This window comes from Anabaena sp. 54 (assembly GCF_017355725.1).
GTDB lineage: Bacteria > Cyanobacteriota > Cyanobacteriia > Cyanobacteriales > Nostocaceae > Dolichospermum > Dolichospermum heterosporum.
The window spans coordinates 63,443-89,078 of the sequence record NZ_JAAVWA010000018.1 but is presented as its reverse complement, the minus strand read 5'-3'; the positions used below and the strand labels follow the sequence as shown (position 1 = coordinate 89,078).

Genomic DNA, 25,636 nt, shown 5'->3' with positions numbered 1-25,636 from the left:
AAATACCTTGACAGACTATCACATAGAATACCTAGTGAGGATAAAAAATATGTGCATTTGTACCAAATTTTTTTACAGCGATTTTCGGGTAAATGAACCACATTTTTTTGTCTCACGCAGAGGCGCAAAGACGCAAAGAGGAATCAAGAGTGTGGTCTAAATACATGAAAACTACGATAATCTAAAATCTAAAATTGCCAACAGATGACCAAGGTTTTCCAAGCCTGTGGCAAAATTTAGTAAAGTTGTAATAAAATTAATATTCCCAGCATGACCGTAACTATTCCTAATCTCCCCAGTCTTTACGAAGCCTTCTCCACAGAAGCCAAATGGCAAAAATTCTGGGAAGACAACCAAGTTTACAAAGCTGACCCCAACCACAAGGGCGAACCCTACTGCGTCGTTATCCCTCCACCTAACGTGACTGGTAGTTTGCACATGGGTCACGCCTTTGAAGGGGCTATCATTGACACCCTGGTGCGTTATCACCGCATGAAGGGACGGAACACCCTGTGGCTACCGGGAACTGACCACGCCAGCATTGCCGTGCAAACGATTTTAGAAAAGCAACTCAAAGCCGAGGGCAAAACTCGCCATGATTTAGGGCGAGAAAAGTTCCTAGAACGGGCTTGGCAATGGAAGGCGGAATCTGGTGGGACAATTATTAATCAGTTAAAACGGTTAGGCGTGTCCGTAGACTGGACGCGGGAACGCTTTACTTTAGATGAAGGTTTATCAAAATCTGTTTTAGAAGCATTTATTCGCCTTCATGAAGAGGGATTAATTCATCGTAGTAACTATTTAGTCAATTGGTGTCCCGCTTCTGGTTCGGCGGTGTCTGATTTGGAAGTAGAACCCAAGGAGGTAAATGGGAATCTGTGGTATTTCCGTTATCCTCTCAGCGACGGTTCTGGCTTTCTGGAAGTGGCGACAACTCGCCCCGAAACTATGTTAGGTGATACAGGTGTGGCGGTTAATCCCCATGACGACAGATATAAACACCTGATTGGGAAAACCGTAACTTTACCAATTATGAACCGGGAAATCCCGATTATTGGTGATGAATTGGTGGACGCGACCTTTGGAACAGGTTGCGTGAAGGTGACTCCAGCCCATGACCCCAATGATTTTGAAATGGGTAAACGCCATGATTTGCCCTTCATTAATATTATGAATAAGGACGGCACACTCAATGAAAATGCCGGTGATTTTCAAGGTCAAGACCGCTTTGTGGCGCGGAAAAATTTGGTAGCCCGTTTAGATGCTGAGGGCGTTTTAGTCAAAGTTGAGGAATATAAACATACAGTACCTTATAGCGATCGCGGAAAAGTCCCTGTTGAACCTCTGCTTTCTACCCAATGGTTTGTCAAAATCCGCCCCCTGGCTGATAAAACTTTAGATTTCCTTGATAACCAAGATTCCCCCGAAATTGTCCCCCAACGCTGGTCTAAAGTTTATCGTGATTGGTTAGTAAATCTGCGTGATTGGTGTATTTCTCGCCAGTTGTGGTGGGGGCATCAAATCCCCGCCTGGTATGCTGTCAGCGAAACTGAAGGAGAAATTACCGACTCCACACCTTATTTTGTCGCCCGCAATGAAGCAGAAGCGCTACAAAAAGCCAAATTGCAATTTGGGGAAGATGTGAAATTAGTTCAAGACCCCGATGTTTTAGATACTTGGTTTTCTTCGGGACTGTGGCCATTTTCTACTTTAGGTTGGCCGGAAGAAACCGAAGATTTAGCGGCATATTACCCCACAGCAACCCTAGTTACTGGTTTTGATATTATCTTTTTCTGGGTAGCTAGAATGACGATGATGGGAACACATTTTACCGGAAAAATGCCGTTTAAAACTGTGTACATTCATGGTTTGGTCAGGGATGAAAATAATAAGAAAATGTCCAAATCAGCAAATAATGGTATTGATCCTTTGTTGTTGATTGCCAAATATGGAACTGATGCTTTACGCTATACCTTAATTAAGGAAGTTGCGGGCGCAGGTCAAGATATTCGTTTAGAATATGACCGCAAAAAAGATGAATCTATCTCTGTCGAAGCTTCTCGCAATTTTGCCAATAAGTTGTGGAATGCTGCCCGATTTGTGATGATGAATTTGGATGGACAAACTCCAGCCCAATTAGGTCAACCAGTTCCCACAGAATTAAGTGATAGATGGATTGTTTCCCGTTTTAACCAAGTTGTTAAACAAACAAATCATGACATTGACAATTATGGTTTAGGGGAAGCAGCAAAAGGACTTTATGAATTTATTTGGGGTGATTTCTGTGATTGGTATATTGAATTAGTTAAATCTAGATTACAGAAAGATGCAGAACCCGCATCTCGCAAAGTAGCCCAACAAATCATTGCTTACATTCTCGAAGGGATTTTAAAATTACTCCATCCCTTTATGCCTCATATTACTGAAGAAATTTGGCAAACTCTCACCCAACAACCTGCCGAAAATCCCCAACTTTTACCCTTGCAATCCTATCCTGAAGCCGATGAAAATTTCATTGATTCAGCTTTAGAGACACAGTTTGATTTATTAATTGGCACAATTCGCACAATTCGTAATTTACGGGCAGAAGCAGATATTAAACCAGGGGTAAAAATTACTGCCAATTTACAAACTGAAAGCGCAAGTGAAAGATTTATTCTCACTGCTGGACAGGCTTATATTCAAGATTTAGCCAAAGTAGAAAATTTAACAATTGTTGATACTAATCCTGTTGTTGTTCCCCAAGAGATTGTCACAGTCGAAAATAATAAATATTGGGGTGGAATCAATATCATCGGTTTAACAATTGTCGCCATTATTAGCTTAAAAGTAGCTATATTTGTGGGAAATACTGCCTTAGATATTCCCATATTTGGAACTGGCTTTGAAATAGTTGGTTTGGGTTATGTAGTTTGGTTTGCTTTCCGCTATTTACTCAATGCCCAAGCAAGAGAAGAGTTATTTGCAAAATACTTTCCACCCAGTGAAACACCAACTGCACCAGAATTACCACCAACTGCACCCCCGGAAAAAGAAAATTCCATTGCTGGTGTTGTCGGGACTGTACAGGTAGTTATTCCTTTAAAAGGAGTTGTAGATGTTGAAGTTGTGCGTGCAAAACTGGAGAAAAGCTTACAAAAAGCCGAAGCAGAAGCCCAATCTTTAAGTGCAAGATTAAGCAATTCTAAGTTTGTGGATAAAGCCCCCGCAGATGTAGTACAGACTGCAAGAGAGACTTTAGCAGAAGCACAAAAACAAGCAGAAATTTTACGTATACGGTTGGAAACATTATCGTAGATATCGCTTCCTGAGTTTAGTATAAGTATAATGGGTAATTGGTGATTGGAAAGATTCGCTATTACCCATTACCCATTACCTATTCCTTAGCAATTATGTTATATCTTGCCCAAATACATAAAAATGATTTTTTAGATCAGTATCAATTACGTTTATTAGCACGTCAAGAATCAAAAAACTTTTGGCTGACAATTTCGGAAGAAATGTTAATTCTCTTAGGAAAGGGAAACACTAAAATTAATAAATTATTAGTATTAGTTGAACTATCTCCTCAAGGTGAAATTGAAACAATTAAAGATGCCACTGACTGGGTAATTAATTTAGTGCAAACCTATCTTTCTACAGGAGTTACTCCTGAATTTCTCAAACAAGAAGCGGTAAAAATGGAGAATTGGCAACAAAGTTTAACTTTACAAAATCAAGATTTAGCCCGTCGTAGTTTAGAATTAGAAGCCCGTCGTGAACAAATTGAAGCTTTAAAAGAAAGTCTCAACCGTTAAGGAAATAATCGTAAACAAACTGAAGCATAAATAGGGCTTGCTGATAGCGTGGCGTTAGCCATATCTTCTCGTTTCTCTTCTCGTTCCCAGTCTCCGACTTCTCGTTTCTCGTTCCCAGTCTCCGACTTCTCGTTCCCAGTCTCCGACTGGGAATGCCATCATAGAGGCTCTGCCTCAACCTCCATACCAATATCAATCAAAGAAATACAATGGGACGCAGTCGCTATCATGTATTAGGAACTCAACCGCACTTCCTCACCTGCACATTAATCAATTTCTCGTTCCCAGTCTCCGATTTCTCGTTCCCAGTCTCCGACTGGGAATGCCATCATAGAGGCTCTGCCTCAACCTCCATACCAATATCAATCAAAGAAATACAATGGGACGCAGTCGCTATCATGTATTAGGAACTCAACCGCACTTCCTCACCTGCACATTAATCAATTTCTCGTTCCCAGTCTCCGATTTCTCGTTCCCAGTCTCCGACTGGGAATGCCATCATAGAGGCTCTGCCTCAACCTCCATACCAATATCAATCAAAGAAATACAATGGGACGCAGTCGCTATCATGTATTAGGAACTCAACCGCACTTCCTCACCTGCACATTAATCAATTGGATGCCATTATTTGGCAACATGGAAATTGTCCAAATTATCTTAAATTCCCTTAACTTTCTCCAACGTCAGCAGCGGTTGACATTGTATGGTTACGTCATCATGGAAAATCATCTGCATCTTATCGCTGCTGCTGCTAACTTATCTAAAGAAATAGGCAATTTTAAATCATTCACTGCTCGTTCTATTATTGATTTACTTGAGAAAAATAATGCTGAATATACACTGAAGCAACTAGAAATTTATAAATTAAAACATAAAACCAAACAAGAATATCAACTTTGGCAAGAAGGTTTTCATCCCCAGGCAATTGCTAATGAAGAAATGTTTATCCAAAAATTAGAATATATTCATAATAATCCGGTGCGTCGTGGTTATGTTGATGAACCATCTCATTGGCGTTATTCTAGTTATCACAATTATATGGAATTACCAGGTTTATTAGAGGTTGAGTTGATTGATTTGTGAGGGGTGAGGCAGAGCCTCTTGATAGCATTCCTAGTCGGAGACTAGGAACGAGGAACGAGCGAAAATTGGCGAGCGAACTGCTTGCAGCAGCGTTTCGCTATCGCCCTGAAAGAATATACTTGAGAAATGCCAGCAAAAAGATATATAGAACTATACCAACAAGTCAGGCGATATTCATTTAGTCTATCAAATACCTGACGGGGGGACAAACATAGCTGAAAAGCTTGTATTGCAAGGATTTAAAAGGTAGGTCTATTAAAAAGATCAAACCAATTTTAAGATTAACACCAACGTAAAATAGGATTTTCCGACCGAGATTATTGACAATAGAATCAATAAGGGTGGAAATTGATCTGTATCTTTTTATGTCTAACAAGATTGAAATGGTTACAGGGTCTTGGTTTCAAGGTACGTTGTCCCCCCGTCAGATCAAATACCCTTTTGTCGTCTAGAGTGGCGGCAATTGAGATATGCTTTGTTGATCTTGAAAGCGATCGCTTGGTGAAATGAACCTCTTTAGCAGGTATCAATTATTCATCCATTAGAGAACGGCGATCGCAAACCTGTATAAAATCAGAGTTACAAAAAGGAGATACGCGCTGGAATCAACAACGACTGCAAAACTCCATTAAAGGGTTTGTTCATCATGAAGTAGACATCCCATATTCTGCACTTTATTTATAATATGCGAATATTGCGTTTCTAACCCGAATCATCTTGCAACATAATAGAAATAGAAATTCTATCTTTAGGATTGTTAAGAATGTATCAAACAGATCCGCCACTTTCCCCTAAAGAAACATTACCGACAATGTATGATCTTCCTAGCGAAGACCCAGAGGAACCTGGTTTGCCAGATCAATTTCATTTATTCCAACCACAATTATTAGCCGAAACATTCCGTCCGTCTGACTATCCTAGCGACCAAATATTTACAGGAAGTGATCTGAATCTTTATTATGATTTGCGTCATCCTTCATGGTATAAACGCCCTGATTGGTTTGCAGTGTTAGGTGTTCCCTCTCTTTATGATAAAAGAGATTTACGTTTAAGTTATGTAGTTTGGCAAGAAGCAGTTAATCCTTATATTGTCGTTGAATTACTCTCACCGGGAACAGAAAAAGAAGACTTAGGGCAAACATTAAGAGATGTAGAAAAACCTCCTGGTAAATGGGAAGTTTACGAACAAATTTTAAGAGTACCCTATTACGCCATCTTTGATCGTTATAAATCTGAATTTAGAATGTTTCAGTTAACAGGCGCTCGTTATGCTGAAGTAAAATTATCAGATTTTCGGTTTTGGATTCCCGAAATAGAATTAGGTTTAGGAGTGTGGCAAGGAAGTTATAAAAACGTCGAAATGCCTTGGTTACGTTGGTACGACAAAGACGGTAATTGGATATTAACCAGCACAGAGGAGGAAAGACAGAAAGCTGAACAAGAAAGACAGAAAGCTGAACAGGAAAGACAAAAAGCTGAACAAGAAAGACAAAAGTTAGAACAAGAAAGGCAAAAAACCGAAAGATTAATTGCCCAACTTCGTGCGCTTGGTGTTGAACCAGATTTAGATTGACACTCTCCGGTCTAAAGACGCGGAGATTCTATAGAGAGTTTCAGTCTATATCCCTCAGTTATCCCAGTTTCAGGCAGGGTTCCTTAAATATTTGGGTTCTTGCCCTGATTTCGTTTGCCCTGGCGGGCGAAATCATATCTGACAAGCGTAACTTTCCGAGAGTCCCTCGGTAGCTTTTTATGTCTTTAGTGACAATATAGTTGTATCACGAATATGGATTAAAATCAATGCAGGATTTATCCTGCCTCTAGTACAAAACGGCGTAAATAAACCAACCATTCTAAATCCTCCAAAAGCCTATACTGTCTTCATTTTGACTTTTGACTTTTGACTTTTGACTTCCGCCTTGCGGTACTAGCCTTCATCCCTTGTCTAAAGCCCAAATGTGGCTGACTCAGGAAGCCACATTTTCAAGGGTTTTCGGCGTTCTTCCTTATAAACAAAATCTCTCGTTCCCAGTCTCCGACTGGGAATGCCACCATAGAGGCTCTGCCTCAAAGCAGTTAAGTAGGTGAACAGAAAAATTTAAAGGTATGTGAAGAAAAGTAAAATCACTCAAAACTCTCGTCCTGTTCCCTGTTCCCTGTTCCCTGTTCCCTTGCCCCAACGACAATTTTTAACGCCCACCTACTTAATTATTTTGATTTTGCTTAGATAAATCCGTCGGTGGTCTGTCATTACTCCAAGCCCACCAGACATAACTGCATTGACAATGATAGAATTCTTGCCACTTCCGACGACGATCTGGGGTACTTACAGGAGACCTTCTATTTAACCACACATTAACAGCATCTCGACTACCAGCATGGCATTTGGGACAATGAAACTGGTAGGCGTGTACGGCTTGATTAGTCCATTCTGGCGGATTGGGATCAAAAGCGTCCATATAAATATAAAGTGGAATAGAGTGTAATCTTAGTAGTCATTGAATATACATAATTATGACTAATAATGGGTGTTATGGAACCAAATATTGAAATTCGTCGGTTGTTGGATGTAATGCCTGCTTCTGGGCGAATGATGACCAAAATCGTCAGTAAACCAGAACAAAAACAGGTAATAGATGCGGCTTTTCCCCTGCCCTTAAGTCAAGCAAGACCAATATATATTAATTTCGACTTATGGAGACGGTTGACAAAACCTCAACGAGATTTACTCCTATTACAGAAGGTAAGCTGGTTAATAGGGGTGAAATGGCTGCAACCTAATGTTTATCAAGGTGTGGTGTTAGCAGGGCTTGTAGGGGGAATACTCGAAGCAGTCCAGGCGGATGTGGTAGGTGTGGTAATAGCCGGGGGATTAAGTGCTGTAGCGGCTATCCGGATTTGGCGCACGAATAAATCCCAGGAGTCAGAATTAACTGCTGATACAGTCGCTATTAGAATCGCCCAAAGACGGGGTTATTCAGAAACTGAAGCCGCCCAACATTTGTTAACAGCTATTGAAGCCGTAGGAACAATAGAAGGGCGTTCTGGTTTAAATTTTAGTGAATTAATTCGTTGTCAAAACTTGAAAGTAATTGCTGGTTTATCACAAGTTGGTATCCCTAAAAATTATCAATAGATGTACATTCAAAGGGAACAGGGAACGTAGATACCAGGATACCCATTTACCCGTTAGAGGGTGTTTGAAAAGTCCCTCATGGTGTATCAAATATTTTTAGATCCCCCTAAATCCCCCTTAAAAAGGGGGACTTTGACTCTAGTTCCCCCCTTAACAAGGGGGGTTAGGGGGGATCTGTAAGTGCCTAAAATCACAACCTAAAACTTTTCAAACATCCTCTTAGAAATCGAAGAATCATAGTACGAATTTCTGTTATTATGGTTGTGCTATTTTCTGTACGCCCCTAACGACTACAATTAAACTCACAGATAACAAAGTTATAAATTAGCAATGCAAAGCAATTCTTCTTTGGAAAGGCAGCCACAACTTACAGAGGAAACGAAATCATTTCCCCTCTCCTACGGTCAACAAGCGATGTGGTTTCTTGACCAGATAGCACCCCAAAGCATCGCATACAATATCTATACAACAGTGCAGATAAGCTCAGAGTTAGATTTGGAAGCATGGCACAGAGCTTGGCTGCAAATTGTAGAACGTCATCCCATCCTGCGAACTACCTATACACAGCATGAAGATCAACCTATTCAAGTAATTCACCCATACCAAGAGATAGATATTAAAATAACAGATGCTTCTGCTTGGAATTTAGACTACTTGAAAAAACAAATTCTGGTAGAAACCGAGCGTCCTTACAACTTGGAAACAGGTCCAGTATTGCGGGTACATCTATTTACAAGATCATCAGCAGAACATATCCAATTACTGGCCATGCACCACATTGCTGGAGATATGTGGTCTTTTGACATATTATTAAATGAACTGCAAATTCTGTATGCTACAGAAGTAAAAACATCGTCTCAAGCTGACTTACAAATTATTGAAAATTCAGATATTTATAATTCTCAAACAGATAATAGTCTCTCTCTTTCAAAGCTATCATACACAGATTATGTAAGTTGGCAGACCGAGATGTTGTCAAGTTCTCAAGGTGAACAAATTTCAGCATACTGGCATAAACAATTAATAGGTGAGTTGCCAGTCTTAGACTTGCCCGTAGATAAACTTAGACCAAATGTGCAAACCTACTCTGGCAATACACACATCATCAAGTTAGATGAAGAATTGCTTTCCAGGCTGAGAAAGTTGTCAGAATCGGAAAAAACCAGCCTGTATAGAATTTTTCTGGCTGCATTTTTTATTCTATTTTACCGCTTATCAGGACAAGAAGACATCCTAGTAGGTTGTCCGGTTGCGGGTCGGTCAGGTAACAAGGAGTTTGAAAGTATTGTTGGCTATTTTACAGACCCCATAGTATTACGTGCAAATCTAGGGGAAAATCCCACCTTCAGAGATTTTCTTGCTCAAATCCGTCGCACAGTTTCTGAGGCTAAGAAGCATGAAGATTATCCCTTTCCCCTATTAGTAAAACAGCTTATTCATGAAAGAGATTCTAGTCGTCCCCCTCTGTTTCAAGTTTCTTTAACTTGGCAAGAGCATCGCTGGTATGATAATAGCCAAAAATCATCTTTAGTGATGTCGCCATTCTTAATAGAAGGACATCAACGAGGATCAGCATTTGATATAGATTTGGCGATTATTAAAACTGGTAGTGAGTTTAATTTTTGCTGGCAATACAACACTGATCTGTTTAATATTTCCACTGTAGAACGAATAGCAGGAAATTATCAAACCTTACTAGAAAGTATTTTAATTAATCCACAGCAACCTATTTCCCAATTACCATTGTTAACAGAAATTGAGCAATATCAATTATTAGTTGATTGGAATAATACTAAAAAAGAATATCCATTAGATAAATGTATCCATCAATTGTTTGAAGAACAGGTAATCAAAACACCCGACGCTATAGCGGTAGAGTTGGAAGGGGAAAAATTAACTTATCAGGAATTAAATCAACAGGCAAATCAACTAGCAAATTATCTGCAAAAACTGGGTGTAAATCCAGAGGTTTTAGTAGGAATTTGTGTAGAGCGATCGCCCTTAATGCTCATCGGATTATTGGGAATTCTTAAAGCTGGTGGTGCTTATGTTCCTTTAGATCCAGCTTATCCAGCAGAACGTTTAGCCTATATGTTGGATGATTCTCAGGCAAAAGTGCTATTAACTCAACAGCAGTTAGTGAACTCCATACCGAATACTGACTTACAAGTAATTTGTTTAGATACCAATTGGGAATTAATCAGCACTCAAAGCGATAAAAACCCACAAACTCAAGTTAAAGCCAATAATTTAGCCTATGTAATTTATACCTCTGGCTCCACAGGGAAGCCAAAAGGAGTAATGATTGAACATCGGTCTTTAGCGAACTTTGCCCAAACGGTAAAAGACAAATATGAGATGAGCAATAGAGACAGAGTTCTGCAAGCTGCATCGATCAGTTTTGACGCAGCCGCAGAAGAAATCTATCCCTGTCTAGTCTCTGGTGCAACCTTAGTGCTACGGACTGCTGAAATGTTGGGTACTGTCTCCACATTTATCCAGAAGTGCTGGGAATGGGAATTAACAGTATTAATGATGGGAACAGCATACTGGCACCAGCTAACGGCAGAATTAGCAACAACCAATGAAACCCTACCACCATCAGTAAGGTTGTTAGCTAATGGTGGAGAACAATGGCTGCCAGAAAAATTGAACCTGTGGCAAAAGAGCATGGAATATAGATCGCGCGTTCAGAATTTAAAAGCGCCACCGATGTTAATGAACGGCTATGGACCAACAGAAGCAACCGTATTATCAACGGTATACAATTTATCGGAGTTGCGCCTAGAGAATACACAGGGACAGCAAATCATTGGCACTCCTTTTGATAATGTCCAGACTTATATTCTTGATAGCTTCCTCCAGCCCGTTCCTATTGGTGTACCAGGGGAATTGCATATTGGTGGTATGGGTTTAGCTAGAGGCTATCTCCACCATCCAGATCTAACAGATGCAAAATTTATTGCTCATCCCTTTAAGCAATCAGAACGTATTTACAAAACAGGAGACTTAGCTCGCTATTTACCTAACGGTAACATTGAGTTTCTGGGTCGCATTGACAATCAGGTGAAAATACGCGGTTTTCGCATTGAACTGGGGGAAATTGAAACTTTACTAATTACACATCCTCAAATATCAGAAGCGGTAGTGATTGATTCTGATGATATTCCTGGTTCTAAACGATTGGTTGCATATATCGTAGAAACTTCCTCTGGAACCTCTTTGCCCCAGTCGCAATTGCGCTCTTTCCTGAAACAGAAGTTACCAGATTACATGATACCTTCTGCTTTTGTGGTTTTAGATGCTTTACCTCTAACTCCGAATGGTAAGTTAGATCGGCGCAATTTACCGAAACCTGACCAAAATAGACCTGACTCAGCAGCAAATTACGTTGCACCCCAAACGGATGTCGAGCGAACAATTGCTACTGTTTGGGAAGAGGTGCTTCATTTAGAAAATATAGGTATACACGATAACTTCTTTGAAATCGGTGGTCATTCCCTGCTCGCTACCCAAATCATATCTCGGCTACGTCAAATCTTGCAGATGGATTTGTCCGTCCGCACTTTATTTACAGCACCAACTATAGCTAGTTTTGCCGAGTATTGTGAGACAATTCAGGGGAAATTGCCAGAACTGCAAACAAAAAGTTTGACACCACAACTCCAGGCTGAACATAAAGCAGAGATTTCGGTATTTCTACACAAGGACGATCTTTCTGCAATTAAACCAGTTGGTAGGACAGAAAACCTCCCGCTCTCCTTTGCACAAGCGAGATTGTGGTTTTTAGACAAATTAGATCCCAATAGTGCGTTTTATAACATCCCTATTCTTTGGCGGTTTAGCGGGAAACTTAATGTAACTGCGCTACAATCGAGCCTGAACGAAATTACCCGCCGACATGAAGCGTTACGGACAAACTTTGTCACACAAGAAAATCAACCCATTCAGGTTATTACTGAAACTCTTTTTTTGCCACTAGAAATTGTAGATTTGCTGTATCTGCCAACAGAGGAACGAGAAGTGGAAATGCAGCGATTAGTTCAAAATGAGGCAGTGCGATCTTTTGATCTAGAAAGAGAACCTTTAATACGTGCCACTCTCTTACAGCTTACCTCAACAGAGTACGTTTTTATCCTCACAGCACACCACATTATTTTTGATGGTTGGTCAACGGGGGTATTTGTCCAAGAATTAGCAACACTCTACACTGCATTCTGTAATGACAAAACCCCTCAAAAAGTTGTTGAACTGCCTGAATTACCCATACAGTATGCAGACTTTGCCGTTTGGCAGCGACAGTGGTGGGAACAAGGGAGAATTACAGAGCAGCTATCCTATTGGCAGCAACAACTTCAAGGCGCTCCCACCTTATTAGAACTTCCTACCGATAGACCCAGACCTGCTATTCAAACAAACCGGGGAAAACATCAACAATTTACACTTCCTCCGTCCCTAGGTGAGGCTATGAACCTACTTAGCAAGAGTGCAGGAGTTACCCCGTTCATGACGTTTTTTGCGGCTTTTGTTACCTTGCTTTATCGTTACACAGGGGAAAAGGACATTGTAATTGGTACACCGATTGCTGGACGTAATCGCCCGGAAATAGAAGGGATAATTGGTCTTTTTGTGAATACTTTAGTGCTGCGAACTGATTTGTCAGACAACCCCAGTTTTGAGCAGTTACTAATGAGGGTGCGGGAGGTATCTCTGCAAGCATACAGTCATCAAGACCTGCCCTTTGAGAAATTGGTTGATGCTTTGCAACCTCAGCGTTCTTTGAGTCACTTGCCTCTGTTTCAGGTCATGTTTGATCTCCAGAATGTTCCTATATCAAGTTTAGATTTGCCAGGGTTAAGTATAAGTTCATTTCCTGTGGAAACGGGAATAGCGAAGTTCGATTTAGCTCTCTCAATTGAGAATACATCTTCTGGATTGATAGCCGAATGGGAATATAATAGCGACTTGTTTGATGATTCAACAATTGCTCGCATGGCAGGAAATTTCCACACTTTAGTAACGGGAATTGTCGCCAATCCACAGCAACCTATTTCCCAATTACCATTGTTAACAGAAATTGAGCAATATCAATTATTAGTTGATTGGAATAATACTAAAAAAGAATATCCATTAGATAAATGTATCCATCAATTGTTTGAAGAACAGGTAATCAAAACACCCGACGCTATAGCGGTAGAGTTGGAAGGGGAAAAATTAACTTATCAGGAATTAAATCAACAGGCAAATCAACTAGCAAATTATCTGCAAAAACTGGGTGTAAATCCAGAGGTTTTAGTAGGAATTTGTGTAGAGCGATCGCTGTTAATGGTAGTAGGATTATTAGGGATTCTCAAAGCTGGTGGTGCTTATGTTCCTTTAGATCCAGCTTATCCAGCAGAACGTTTAGCTTATATGTTAGATGATTCTCAGGCAAAAGTGCTACTAACTCAACAGCAGTTAGTGAACTCAATACCAAATACTGGCTTAGAGGTGATCTGTTTAGATACCGATTGGGAATTAATCAGCACTCAAAGCGACAAAAACCCACAAACTCAAGTTAAAGCCAATAATTTAGCCTATGTAATTTATACCTCTGGCTCCACAGGAAAGCCGAAAGGAGTAATGATTGAACATCGGTCTTTAGTGAATTTAACCCAAACCGTAAGAGATAAGTATGGGATGAACAATAAAGACAGAGTTCTTCAAGCAGCATCTATTAGTTTTGACGCAGCCGCAGAAGAAATCTATCCCTGTTTAATATGTGGTGGAACTTTAGTGCTACGGACTGCCGAAATGTTGGGTGCTGTCTCCACATTTGTACAGAAGTGCTGGGAATGGAAATTAACAGTATTAACGGTGGGAACAGCCTACTGGCAGCAGTTAACTGCGGAATTAGCAACAACAAATGAAACCCTACCACCATCAGTAAGATTGTTATCAACTGGGGGAGAACAATGGCTACCAGAAAAATTAAAGTTGTGGCAAAAGTGCATGGAGGAGAGGTCAAGTATTCAGAATTTAAAAGCACCACCGCTATTAATGAACGGCTACGGACCAACAGAAGCAACGGTATTGTCAACAGTATACGACTTATCAAAGTTAGCAACAGAGGATACACAGCCAAAACAAGTAATTGGCAATGCTTTTGATAATGTGCAGATTTATATTCTTGATAGCTATTTACAACCAGTTCCTATGGGTGTACCAGGGGAGTTGCATATTGGTGGTATGGGTTTAGCTAGAGGTTATCTCCACCGTCCAGATTTAACAGATGCAAAATTTATTCCTCATCCTTTTAATCCATTAGAACGTATTTACAAAACAGGGGATTTAGCTCGTTATTTACCCGACGGGAATATTGAGTTTTTGGGTCGCATTGATAATCAGGTGAAAATACGCGGTTTTCGCATTGAACTGGGGGAAATTGAAACTTTACTGATTACACACCCCCAAATATCAGAAGCGGTAGTGATTGATTCTGATGATATTCCAGGTTCTAAACGCTTAGTTGCATACATAGTAGGGACGTTGAATGAAACGTCTTTACCCCAGTCGCAATTGCGTTCTTTCCTGAAACAGAAGTTACCAGATTACATGATACCTTCTGCTTTTGTGGTTTTGGATGCTCTGCCTCTTACCCCTAATGGTAAGGTAGATCGGCGTGGTTTACCTAAACCTGATACAACAAGCCATAAAATAGAAACGGATCTAGCAGCACCGCGCACGGAGTCTGAAGAAATACTAGCAAAAATATGGTGTGAAGTTCTGCATCTTAAACAAGTTGGTATCCATGACAATTTCTTTGAGTTGGGTGGAGATTCTATTCTCAGTATTCAGATTATTTTTAAAGCTAAACAAGCTGGATTACAATTAACGGCTAAACAGATATTTCAAAACCAGACGATTGCTGAATTGGCGGCAGTAACTAACATCACTCAGACGGTGAAAGCAGAACAAGGTTTGGTAACAGGATTATTACCGCTGACACCTATTCAACACTGGTTCAAAGAGCAAAATTTCCCCGAACCTCACCACTTTAATCAGTCATTGCTGCTGGAATTATCTGGGGTAGTTGACTGGACTTTATTCCCGGAAGTGCTGCGACAATTATTATTACATCATGATACTCTGCGTTTACGTTGTCCGTCCAATGGGGAACAGATTAATATTACCCCTGATGATACTATTCCTTTTTCTTATGTAGATTTATCGGACATCCCAGATAGGGAACAAAAAGCAGCTATTGAAGCCACTGCTAATTCCCTGCAAACTAGCTTGAATATTGCTTCTGGTCCAATCATACAAGTAGCGTTTTTTTGTCTAGGTACTAACAAATCCAGCCGATTATTAATAATTATTCATCACCTAGCAGTAGACGGCGTTTCTTGGCGAATTTTGTTAGAAGACTTAGAAACAGCTTACCAACAGATTAGTCGCGGTGAAAAAATTCAGTTTCGTCCTAAAACGACCTCTTTTAAATATTGGGCTGAGAAACTAAATTCTTACGCACAGTCTGATATTGCCAAGCAAAAACTAACTAATTGGCAAGGTATTTCACGTACACAGATAACCCGTATACCAGTTGATCATGCCTTGGGTGCTAATACTGTAGCATTCAATCAGATCATATCAGTCTCACTCTCACCTGAGGAAACCCGCGCTTTATTACAGGAAGTTCCTAAAGCTTATAAAACCCAGATTAATGATATCTTGCTAACTGCTTTATTGCAGACTTTAGGTAGTTGGATTGGTAGTAATTCTGTGTTACTTGATCTTGAAGGTCATGGACGAGAAGATATTTTTGAAGATGTAGACTTATCGAGGACAGTCGGTTGGTTTACGACCATCTTTCCCGTACTTTTAGAGTTAAAAGCAACAGATAATCTGGGAGATGCTATTAAGTCGATCAAAGAACAACTGCGTGCTGTTCCCAACCGAGGTATTGGCTACGGTTTGCTGCGCTATTTGAGTGGGGATAAAGATATTATCTCTCAACTTTCAACAATGCCAAAAGCTGAAGTTAGTTTCAATTATTTGGGACAATTCGATTGGGGAAGACAAGAAAATTCCTTCTTTAAACTAGCTTCTGAATCAGTGGGAGCGGAACATAGCCAGCAAGAGAATTGCAGTCATTTACTAGATATTAATGGACTCGTAGTAGATGGTCAGTTAAAACTAGATTGGACTTACAGCGAAAATTTTCACCACCGAGACACTATTGAAAATCTCGCTGAAGATTTTGCAGCAAATTTGCGTTTTCTAATTACTCATTGTTTATCTATTGATGTATCTGCAAACCAGGAAATTTACGGCTTTTCTCAACCAATAAATAATCATCAGCATCAGGAAAATAATGTTCCTGTCCCCCTACATTTATTAGAACTGACTCAAGATATCTCTGAGTTATTACCTGATGATACACAATTCGCATATCCTCTTGCCAAAATGCAGGAGTTTATGTTGCATCATTACGCAAATGATCATCAAAAAATGGGGGTTTATCATGGACAGGAATTATTAGATATATATGATGAAAATCTTTCTATAAATGTCTTCAAGAAAGCTCTACAAATTCTAGTAGAAAAACATCCAACTCTGAGAACGGTGTTTATTTTTCAGAACGGAAAACCATTATGTCAAGTGGTTAGAAACAATCTGAAATTTTCCATCAATGAAAAAGATATTAGTCACATCAAATCAGAGGAACAGGAAAATTACATTGATGCAATCATAAAGCAAGATAGGCAGAATTTATTCAACGTTGAGAATTGCAATGAAGCACTTTTTAGATTATGGCTTTTTCACAAAGCCGAAAATAGATTTGAGTTCTTCATGTCAATGCACCATGCAATTACAGATGGTTGGAGTAGTATTGAATTTGTAAATCAACTAGAGGAATTATATTCTGCTCTCAAGCAAGGAGAAGAAATAACCGTGATTCCTGCAAATAATGTGCATCAGGAATTTGTCGCTTTAGAGAAAGAAATCATTAGCTCAACAGAAGCATCAAATTTCTGGAAACTTCATTTGCAAAATTACAAATATAAACCATTGCAGCCGTTAAAGACGACCGTATTTCAAGTAAAATCTGCTTCCGATAGCCAGAAAGCCATAGAAGAAAACTTTAACGCAGAAATAATTGTTGATTTACGTGAATACTGTCGGAAATTAAAAGTTTCACCAAAAGCAATTTTCTTGAGTGCATACCTGGATCTCATTAGTATTGTCATGAAAGAAAATCAGGTTTCTGTAGGAGTTATTTCTAATGGTAGGATAGAAAGATTATCTGATCCCTTCGGAGCTTTGGGTTTATTCTGGAATATTGTGCCATTTTGTCAAACAATTACAGAAGATAAAGGGGTACAAATTAAAAATGTCCAGCAAACCCTAATTGATATTGAACCTTGTGTGAGATATCCACTGCTGCAAATTCTGTCAGATCAAAAAACAACGGAATTATTTTTGGCTACGTTTAATTTTGTAAATTTCCATAATACCAAAACTGTGGACAAGCATACTAGCTTAAAGGTACAGAGAAAAATGATTTATGACAAGTTTAACTTTCCTTTAAATTATGCTATTTCCATGGAATCATTATCAGGAAATGTCAGCATTCATGTAGAATACGATCAGACATATTTTAGTTACAAAGATATTCAATTAATGCTGCAAAATTATGTTGAAATCTTAAAAGATAGAGTTTATGGATAAAAATTGCTGGAAACCTATCAAACTTTTGTATGTAGTTAGGCTTTAGCCCTTTCGACGAGTTAATTAGGAAGATTTAAACATGAAAACCCTGATTATTGATAACTACGACTCTTATACTTTTAACCTTTACCAATTGATTGCAGAAGTTAATGGAGAGTATCCCACTGTAATTTATAATGATCAAGTTATATGGGATGAACTGAAACAATGGGAATTTGATAACATCGTGATTTCACCAGGTCCTGGTCGTCCAGAAAAATCAAAAGATTTTGGGATCTGTCGTCAAATGATTAAAAATGCCCAAGTACCACTTCTAGGCGTTTGCTTGGGACATCAGGGACTAGGATTTAGCTATGGAGGAAAAGTTATTCACGCACCTGAAGTTCGGCATGGTCGGCTCAGTGAGGTTTATCATACTGCTACTGATTTGTTTGCGGGAATACCTTCTCCTTTTTCTGTGGTGCGCTACCATTCTTTGCTGGTTGCAGATGACCTACCGGACTGTTTAGAAAAAATAGCGTGGACAGAGGACAACCTGATCATGGGAATGCGCCATCGCTCTTTACCAATGTGGGGTGTACAGTTTCATCCAGAGTCAATTTGTACTGAGTATGGACATACTTTGTTTGAGAATTTTAAAGAAATTACCCAAAAATTTGCCCAGGAACGAGATAAAAGTCCGAAAAAACATTATTGGACAGAAAATAACGGGAATGGAACTTTACCCACAAATTCTACTAAGAAAAAACAGCAACAGGAATTTGAACTTTGTACGCGCAAATTGAATTTGTTTACAGTGAGCGAAGCCGAACTGTGTCCCGATACAGAACAGATGTTTGTACATTTGTTTAGTAAATCAGCCAGTGCATTTTGGTTAGATAGCAGTCGGGTTGAACCTGGTCTTTCTCGCTTTTCTTTCATGGGAGATAACAGTGGTGAAAACAGTCTCCTAATCCATTATCGGACGCAAGGGCAGGAACTGACAATTACACAGTCCGATACTGTCAGTTTCAAAACAGAGGGGATTTTTGATTATCTCCAGCGGGAAATTCAACGACGACATTGCTCATCTGAGCATTTACCTTTTGATTTTAACTGCGGGTTTGTGGGTTATTTTGGCTATGAATTAAAGGCAGAATCTGGAGGAAAATTCAATCACACATCTGCCTTACCTGATGCCATGTTTATGTTAGCAGATCGAATGATTGCAATTGATCACCAAGAGCAAACTATCTATCTGCTTTGTCTAATTCAGAAAGGAAAAACAGCCTCCGCCGAAGATTGGTTTGAAGCGATCACACACCAAGTTAACAATCTTCCTCCTCTGTCGCCTATTGTTCCTCAAAACGAAAAAACACCTGTTGTTTTTAGATTAAGCAGGTCTAAAAAGACTTATCTTGATGATATTGAAAAATGCTTACAAGAAATTCACGAAGGAGAAACTTATCAAGTTTGTTTAACAAACCAGATTTACACAGATACAACACCTGATCCGCTAGAGTTCTATCGTTCATTACGCCGCATCAATCCTGCTCCTTATGCTGCATTTTTGCGCTTTGGTGATGTGGGAATTGCCTGTTCATCTCCAGAACGATTTCTGCAAATTGATCGCCAAGGTTGGGCAGAAACAAAACCCATCAAGGGAACATTACCACGAGGAAAAACACCTGAAGAAGATTTTATTCTACGCGATCGCTTGCAAAATAGCGAAAAAGATCGAGCGGAGAATCTGATGATTGTGGATTTACTTAGAAATGATCTGGGACGGGTTTGTGCAGTGGGAACGGTTCATGTTCCCAAATTAATGGCTGTGGAAACCTACGCTACAGTACATCAATTGGTGACAACAATTCGTGGTCAATTACGCGCTAATATGAGTGCTGTAGACTGCATTCGTAACGCCTTTCCTGGGGGTTCTATGACGGGCGCACCTAAGATTAGAACCCTGGAAATTATTGATCGATTAGAGCAAGAAGCACGGGGAGTTTACTCTGGGTCTATTGGCTTTTTAGGATTAAATGGTTCAGCCGATTTGAATATTGTTATTCGTACTGCTGTGATCACGGACGAACAAACTTCCATTGGTGTTGGCGGTGGTATTGTGGCACTTTCTGATCCCCAAATGGAGTTTGAAGAAATCATGCTGAAAGCTAAAGCATTGATTCAGGCATTGATGATCACAACAAATGGCGTTTTTGATCCCGATGAATATTATATCCAGGGAACAGAAACAGAGGTTTTTGATAACTATGAAAAAGTAGGTGTGTAGGCAATGAATAAACAACTAATTTTTGCAACTCTTGGACCTGTTGGAACTTGCCATGAACTAGCGACTCAATCTTATATTGAGTTTCAAGAAGTGGCTAATGCCAAAATAGAACTGTTCAATGATCTGTTAGACGCACTGGAGTTACTACATGATGGTAAAGTTGACTTTATTATCCAAAACTCTGCTCATCCTAAAGTTTATGAATTAACAGAAAAATACTTTCGGGAAGTATTCGTAATTGATAGCTTCTTATGTCCAACTCGTGCTATGGGACTCCTAACTCGTCGTGATGTAGAACATCCCCGCAGTCTAGGATTAATGCCTGCTACGCGGGCTTATGTAAATACAGAACGCTACTCAACTTTTATCCATGAAACGGCCAAGCCCGTGGTGGGTCAAAATTTGCTGGCGGGTAAGTATGATAGCGGTATTGCAGCTTTACAATTTGCTGAAGAAAATCCTGATGTATTAGTAGTTGATGAAGTTATTGGCTCTGTCCAAACAGCTTGGCTCGTATATGGTCGTCAACAAAATAGACAGCAGGGAGTTATTGGGATCAAAAATCCTCAACTTTTCCAATGAGAACTTTCTGGTGTCTGATTCTCTTCCCATTTATATCAATTTACATAATTAGAAAATGTCAACATTTTTCCCAGTTCCTCAAACTATCAAGCCGCGCCCAGATTTAGAGTTGACACTTTTTCGTTGTCAAGAAATAGTTATTCAACTAGCTAATATCTCACCAGGAGCAATTTTTGAACCTCACCAACATCCAGAAAGCCAAATGGGGATGCTTTTTTCTGGTTCTGTGGAAATTAATGTCAATGATCAGAAAGCAATTTTAGAGCCATTCCAACAAGCTTATATTGCCGGAAGTAATATTCCTCATGGTTCTACGATTCTTTCTCAAGAAAATGTTCTGGGATTTGAGATGAAATATTTAATAGGATCTCAATCAGATAAATCAGATCAGGTCATTGATGAACCTATCCTCACTTTCCAACCTACAATAGATAAAACAACAGGTTTTTCTTGTAAATTCGGTGCTTGTTCATGGTTTCAAATAGCTGTTTTGGAAATTCCTGCCCACGCAAAATTACCCATATATACAAGTACCAAAGAAGAAATTGGCATTATTGTTAATGAGCAAATGATGATGAAAGTAGGGGAAGAAGAAAAACTTTTAGGATATGGTAGCATTTATTATGCTCCCCCTGGTGTTTCCCATAGTGGGTATAATACTTCAGATCGAACTATTTCTTTGGTTAAGGTTTCACTATAGATACCCAACTTCTAAGAAAATTGATGCTAATAATACCTTAGCCAAATTACAGCGATTTTCGGGTAAATGAACCACATTTTATATCTCACGCAAAGGCGCAAAGACGCAAAGGAAGAAAGGAATAGAAAAATTAGCGTGTGGTACAAATACATGAAAACTGCTGTAAAAAAAGCCTTGATTGGTAGGTTGGGTTGTGGAACGTGAACGTATCCCTGCGGGACACTGCGTGAACGCGGAGCAATTAGCATGAAACCCAACATGAGCGTTGGTTGCGCTGTCGCTTGACCCAACCTACAAAAAATGGCAAAGGTATTGAATAAATGAGAAGATTGGTAAGAAAATTTGGGAATCTGAAAATGAGTGGATTGGAAGGTTTTAGAGCAGAAATTGATGCTGTAGATTCTCAGATTGTTGAGGCATTAGCCAAGCGATTTGAAATTTGTCAGCGGGTGGCTAACTTTAAAAAGCAACACGGAATTGCGATGATGCAACCCGAACGAGTGGAAGCTGTGAAACAGCGTCGTCGAGAATTGGGGATGCAGTATGGGTTAGATGGAGATTTTATGGTTGCATTATACAGCCTCATCATTCAGGAAACTTGTCGGATGGAAGATGAGATTATAGAAGCGCAAGGTTAATTACTAAAAAAGGGAACAGGGAACAGGGAACAGGGAACAGATAAGAAACTTTAGTTCTGAGTTTAGAGCTTCAGTCAAAAAAGCAGTTTCATTATTTCAATCTCATGTTTTTAAAGATGAGTTTTTTCTGTTCCCTCTAAAGAGTACAATTTTTTTGCAACAAATTTAGGATTGTTATATGGCCTTAGAATTTTGCTCTTGGACTTACCTTGATGGACGCATCGTACCTACTGAATTAGCACGTTTGCCAGTAGATAATCATGCCCTCAATTTTGGAACTGCTGCCTTTGAAGCATTTCGACTTTATCCCACTGTCAATGGCTCAAAGATATTAGGATTAGATTTACATCTCAACCGATTACGATTGTCAATGTTATCTTTGGGATTGTCCCCTGTGGAACCCGAAGCAATTATCAAAGCATTGTGGCAAGCCGTAAGTGCGAACAATTTACAACAGGGATATGTGCGTTTGCTAGTATATCCAAACGGCAATTGTTTGGGGTTAGATCCTTCCCCATTCCCTTCGGCTGCATTGGTTATGGCTTGGCGTTCTGACAGTTCAGGATTTTTACCACCATTGACTTTAGGCATTAGTCATATCCGTCGTCCCGAAGCCGGTTCTACCCTCGCTAGAGGTAAAATTAGTGGCTTCTATGCTGTGGAAGCTGCGGCCGATCGCAATGCTAAAAAAATGGGATTTGACGGTAATCTGATGTTAAATCCAGATGGAACTATCTGCGAAATGACAGGAGCAAATATTTTCATCGTCAAAAACTCTGTTTTATATACTCCTATTCTTCCTCAAAGTATTGATGGAGTCACAAGGCGTTTAGTGATTGAGTTTGCAAATAGATTGAATATCCCTGTCAGAGAAGTACCTCTGCCTTTGGGCGATTTAATGGTGGCAGATGAAGTATTTGTGAGCGGAACTTATCATGAGATCCGTCCTGTTTCTGCGGTAGATAGACAGATTCTCGGTAGCCAATTTCCTGGACCTGTTACCCAACTGCTGCAAGAGCGTTTCCAGGAAATGCTGAATAACCCAGAAGATGAAATGGCATCTCGTTGGCTATCAGGAACGGTTTTACAAAAGTCCACACCCAAGGCTATTTCTCAACAAGCATACCAGATTCGTTCTGCTGAATTGGCTGACGTTCCTGCTGTCCTTGCAGGTATTGGTTCTCTGTTAGCAGAATTAAAAGGTATTCCAGAATTTCAACTTCCTGCTGAAGCCACAGCAATTTGTCAGCGTGTAATTGAAGGGAAATATCCTGGTGCTATTTTCATTGCTAATCCAGAAGGAGACAATGATTCTATCCTTGGTTTGATTACTTTAACTGTGCAAGAAGCGATTCATGTAGCAGGTCAATTTGTACTGATTCAGGAACTATGGGTTCATCCAGATCATCGCAGTCAAAATATCGGTGAAAATCTGATTCAAGCTGTGGAAACCTATGCTCATGAACAGGGAATTTCTCGTTTAGAAGTATGTTTGCCAACCCATGAATTCCCCAGATTTTCTAATACCCACCATTTTTATCAAAAGAGTGGCTTTGAAGATTTCGGTCCTAGAATGCGGAAACTCCTTGGATCAAGCATAACAATATAACCCGTGAAAGTCAATTAAAGTAATAAGGAGCGACATGATGACTACAGATATACGTCCTGATGATTTTTTCAAGTTAACTTGTGCATCTTGGATTAGTCAGGCTTTGGGGATTGCTGCGAAGTTGAGCATTGCTGACTTGTTGGCAGAAGGAGCAAAAAGTGTTGAAGAGTTGGCACAAGCTACTGAAAGTCATGCTCCCTCCCTCTATCGCATCCTTCGATGTCTTAGTACCGTAGGGGTTTTCCATGAGGTTGAACCACGTCATTTTGCTCTTACTCCGCTAGCTGAATATCTTCAAAGTGATAATCCTTACTCTTTAAAATATTTGGCTATAACTAATATTGACGAGTGGCGTTGGCGTGTTTTTGGAGATATGTACCATACTGTCAAAACAGGTGAGCCAGCTATCAAATCAGTTTATTCGGTTAACAATTACTGGCAGTATTTAGAAAAAAATAGTGAACCTAATTTGATTTTTAGTCAATCAATGTTTGGTATTGCTCAAAACTGTCAAATCCAACTTCTTAAATCTTATGATTTTTCTAAAGTTGGCAAAGTCGTAGATATAGCAGGCGGTCAAGGTCTAATTATTTCTGCCATTCTCAAGCATAATCCCCACTTACAAGGACTCCTTTTTGATATGCCTGAGACAGTTTTTGATGCCGTTAAGTTTCTGAAAGCGGAGGGAGTAGATGAACGATGTGAAGTAGTCGGTGGAGATATGTTTAAGTCCATTCCTAGTGGGGGTGATATTTATCTTATGTCATATATCATGATTGATTGGGATGATGATAGTATAGTCAAATTTTTGGAAAACATTAACTATGCTATGCCTAAAAATGGCAAACTGCTTGTTATCGATCCAGTAATTCCCGTTGACAATCAGTACCATTGGAGTAAATGGGAAGATTTATATCCGATGTGTATGGGACATGGACTAGTGCGTACCCAGGCAGAATTTAAGGCTATTTTCCGAAAATCAGGTTTTGAATTAGTGAATATTTTCTCTCCAGAAAAGCCCCTGAGCCTGATGGAACTGGTACGTGTTTGATAACTTTTGAAATGCGGGAGGTGATTGTATGAGTAATTTGTCCCTTGAGGTGGTCTTACAAACAGAAATGCAAGGAGCATCTCCTATCATTGTGACTTCTGAGGGAAACAAGGCTGGACAAGAAGTTGAAGAACGTAGCCAGAGGATTATTCAAGGTCTACAGCGTCTTCCTGAATGCAATTTTTCCACGGCTGAGGTTAGCGATCTCTATCTTGATAACATTCTCCAACAAATTCATGAACAGTCCTATCTTGACTTTTTAGCTCATTGGAATAGAGCATTAGTAGGAGAAGACTTACTGTTTGATTATCCGTTTGTTGACCAGGGAATTGCCGCAGATACTCCTCTATTTGCGGGAGTCTACGACTTGTCTCGTGAAGGGGCTAGAACTGCGATCGCCGCCGCACAGAAAATTGTCAATGGTGCTTCTTTGTCCTATGCTTTGTGTAGACCTCCCGGACACCATGCTGGGCCTGGTTGGTTAGGAGGATATTGCTTTTTAAATAATGCAGTTGCGGCTGTAGTTACACTTCTGGAATCGGGAATAGGTCCAGTAGGATTGATTGATATTGACTTTCATTTTGGCAATGGTTCTGCTGCTTTATTAGCATCACGACCAGATGTTTGGTTCGGTTCTATTCACAGTTCTACAATCCTTAGTTATCCTTACAAAGAAGTTCAACCAGCTAATGATAGTCAAACTTTCATTCCTTTTTCCCATTCACCTAGTTCAGAGGAATTTTTAGCTGAAGTTAAGCAGCTAGTTAAAAAGTCCAAAATTGAATTTGGTTGTGCAGCTATGGTTGTTTCTGTTGGCTATGACATTATTATCAATGATCCTCATGGCGGTTGGCATTTACCACCTGCTATTTTCGAGGAAATTGGTCAGATTCTCACCCAAGCATCTATACCACTTTGTTTAGTCCAAGAGGGCGGCTATCTGTTAAATGCCTTAGACGAATGTGCCTATAAATTTGGATTAGGATTATTGGGCAGGTAATAAACAAGTGCGATTTGTATTCCCCTCAATAATTGGGGGGACTATGAAGAGCAGATTGTT

14 protein-coding genes are annotated in these 25,636 nt (G+C 39.7%); 13 read left to right on the top strand and 1 reads right to left on the bottom strand.

The annotated features are described in order from the left end of the window. Positions 1-270: 270 nt before the first annotated feature. From HEQ36_RS16515 to HEQ36_RS16500, 4 genes are all read left to right on the top strand, one after another. Positions 271-3,297, top strand: a complete 3,027-nt coding sequence (locus HEQ36_RS16515; protein ID WP_168636983.1) for a valine--tRNA ligase — start codon at positions 271-273, stop codon at positions 3,295-3,297. A gap of 95 nt (positions 3,298-3,392) precedes the next feature. Further along, positions 3,393-3,797: a hypothetical protein gene (locus HEQ36_RS16510; RefSeq protein WP_039201042.1), complete on the top strand. Its 405-nt coding sequence runs from the start codon at positions 3,393-3,395 to the stop codon at positions 3,795-3,797. Positions 3,798-4,346: 549 nt separating this feature from the next. After that, a complete protein-coding gene (locus HEQ36_RS16505; RefSeq protein WP_039201037.1) occupies positions 4,347-4,880 on the top strand; it encodes a transposase in 534 nt (177 codons plus the stop codon). 763 nt (positions 4,881-5,643) lie between these two features. Further along, the gene (locus tag HEQ36_RS16500) at positions 5,644-6,453 is read left to right on the top strand and encodes a DUF874 family protein (RefSeq protein WP_168636984.1); all 810 of its coding nucleotides are present in this window, start codon (positions 5,644-5,646) and stop codon (positions 6,451-6,453) included. A 631-nt stretch (positions 6,454-7,084) separates the two neighbouring features. On the opposite strand, the gene HEQ36_RS16495 is transcribed toward HEQ36_RS16500, so the two are convergent. Then, entirely contained in the window at positions 7,085-7,339 is a 255-nt protein-coding gene (locus HEQ36_RS16495; protein ID WP_039203522.1) for a hypothetical protein, read from the bottom strand. Positions 7,340-7,413: 74 nt separating this feature from the next. On the opposite strand from HEQ36_RS16495, the gene HEQ36_RS16490 reads away from it, so the two are divergent. From HEQ36_RS16490 to HEQ36_RS16450, 9 genes are all read left to right on the top strand, one after another. Further along, entirely contained in the window at positions 7,414-8,016 is a 603-nt protein-coding gene (locus HEQ36_RS16490) for a DUF3318 domain-containing protein (RefSeq protein WP_053541292.1), read from the top strand. 330 nt (positions 8,017-8,346) lie between these two features. Further along, on the top strand, positions 8,347-17,727 hold the full coding sequence (locus HEQ36_RS16485; RefSeq protein WP_290708076.1) for a non-ribosomal peptide synthetase: 9,381 nt from the start codon (positions 8,347-8,349) through the stop codon (positions 17,725-17,727). A 79-nt stretch (positions 17,728-17,806) separates the two neighbouring features. Then, positions 17,807-19,996 carry an aminodeoxychorismate synthase gene (pabB, locus tag HEQ36_RS16480; protein WP_168636710.1) on the top strand — a complete coding sequence of 730 codons (2,190 nt, stop codon included), beginning with the start codon at positions 17,807-17,809 and terminating at the stop codon, positions 19,994-19,996. A 3-nt stretch (positions 19,997-19,999) separates the two neighbouring features. Beyond that, positions 20,000-20,578 carry a hypothetical protein gene (locus HEQ36_RS16475; RefSeq protein ID WP_148760644.1) on the top strand — a complete coding sequence of 193 codons (579 nt, stop codon included), beginning with the start codon at positions 20,000-20,002 and terminating at the stop codon, positions 20,576-20,578. A gap of 55 nt (positions 20,579-20,633) precedes the next feature. Continuing rightward, positions 20,634-21,278, top strand: a complete 645-nt coding sequence (locus HEQ36_RS16470; RefSeq protein ID WP_168636711.1) for a cupin domain-containing protein — start codon at positions 20,634-20,636, stop codon at positions 21,276-21,278. Positions 21,279-21,634: 356 nt separating this feature from the next. Beyond that, positions 21,635-21,916, top strand: coding sequence for a chorismate mutase (locus HEQ36_RS16465; protein ID WP_039203516.1), 282 nt, complete (start codon positions 21,635-21,637; stop codon positions 21,914-21,916). Positions 21,917-22,094: 178 nt separating this feature from the next. Beyond that, positions 22,095-23,525, top strand: coding sequence for a GNAT family N-acetyltransferase (locus tag HEQ36_RS16460; protein WP_168465317.1), 1,431 nt, complete (start codon positions 22,095-22,097; stop codon positions 23,523-23,525). A 34-nt stretch (positions 23,526-23,559) separates the two neighbouring features. After that, positions 23,560-24,576, top strand: coding sequence for a methyltransferase (locus HEQ36_RS16455; protein WP_168636712.1), 1,017 nt, complete (start codon positions 23,560-23,562; stop codon positions 24,574-24,576). 28 nt (positions 24,577-24,604) lie between these two features. Further along, on the top strand, positions 24,605-25,576 hold the full coding sequence (locus HEQ36_RS16450; protein WP_168636713.1) for a hypothetical protein: 972 nt from the start codon (positions 24,605-24,607) through the stop codon (positions 25,574-25,576). Positions 25,577-25,636: the final 60 nt, after the last annotated feature.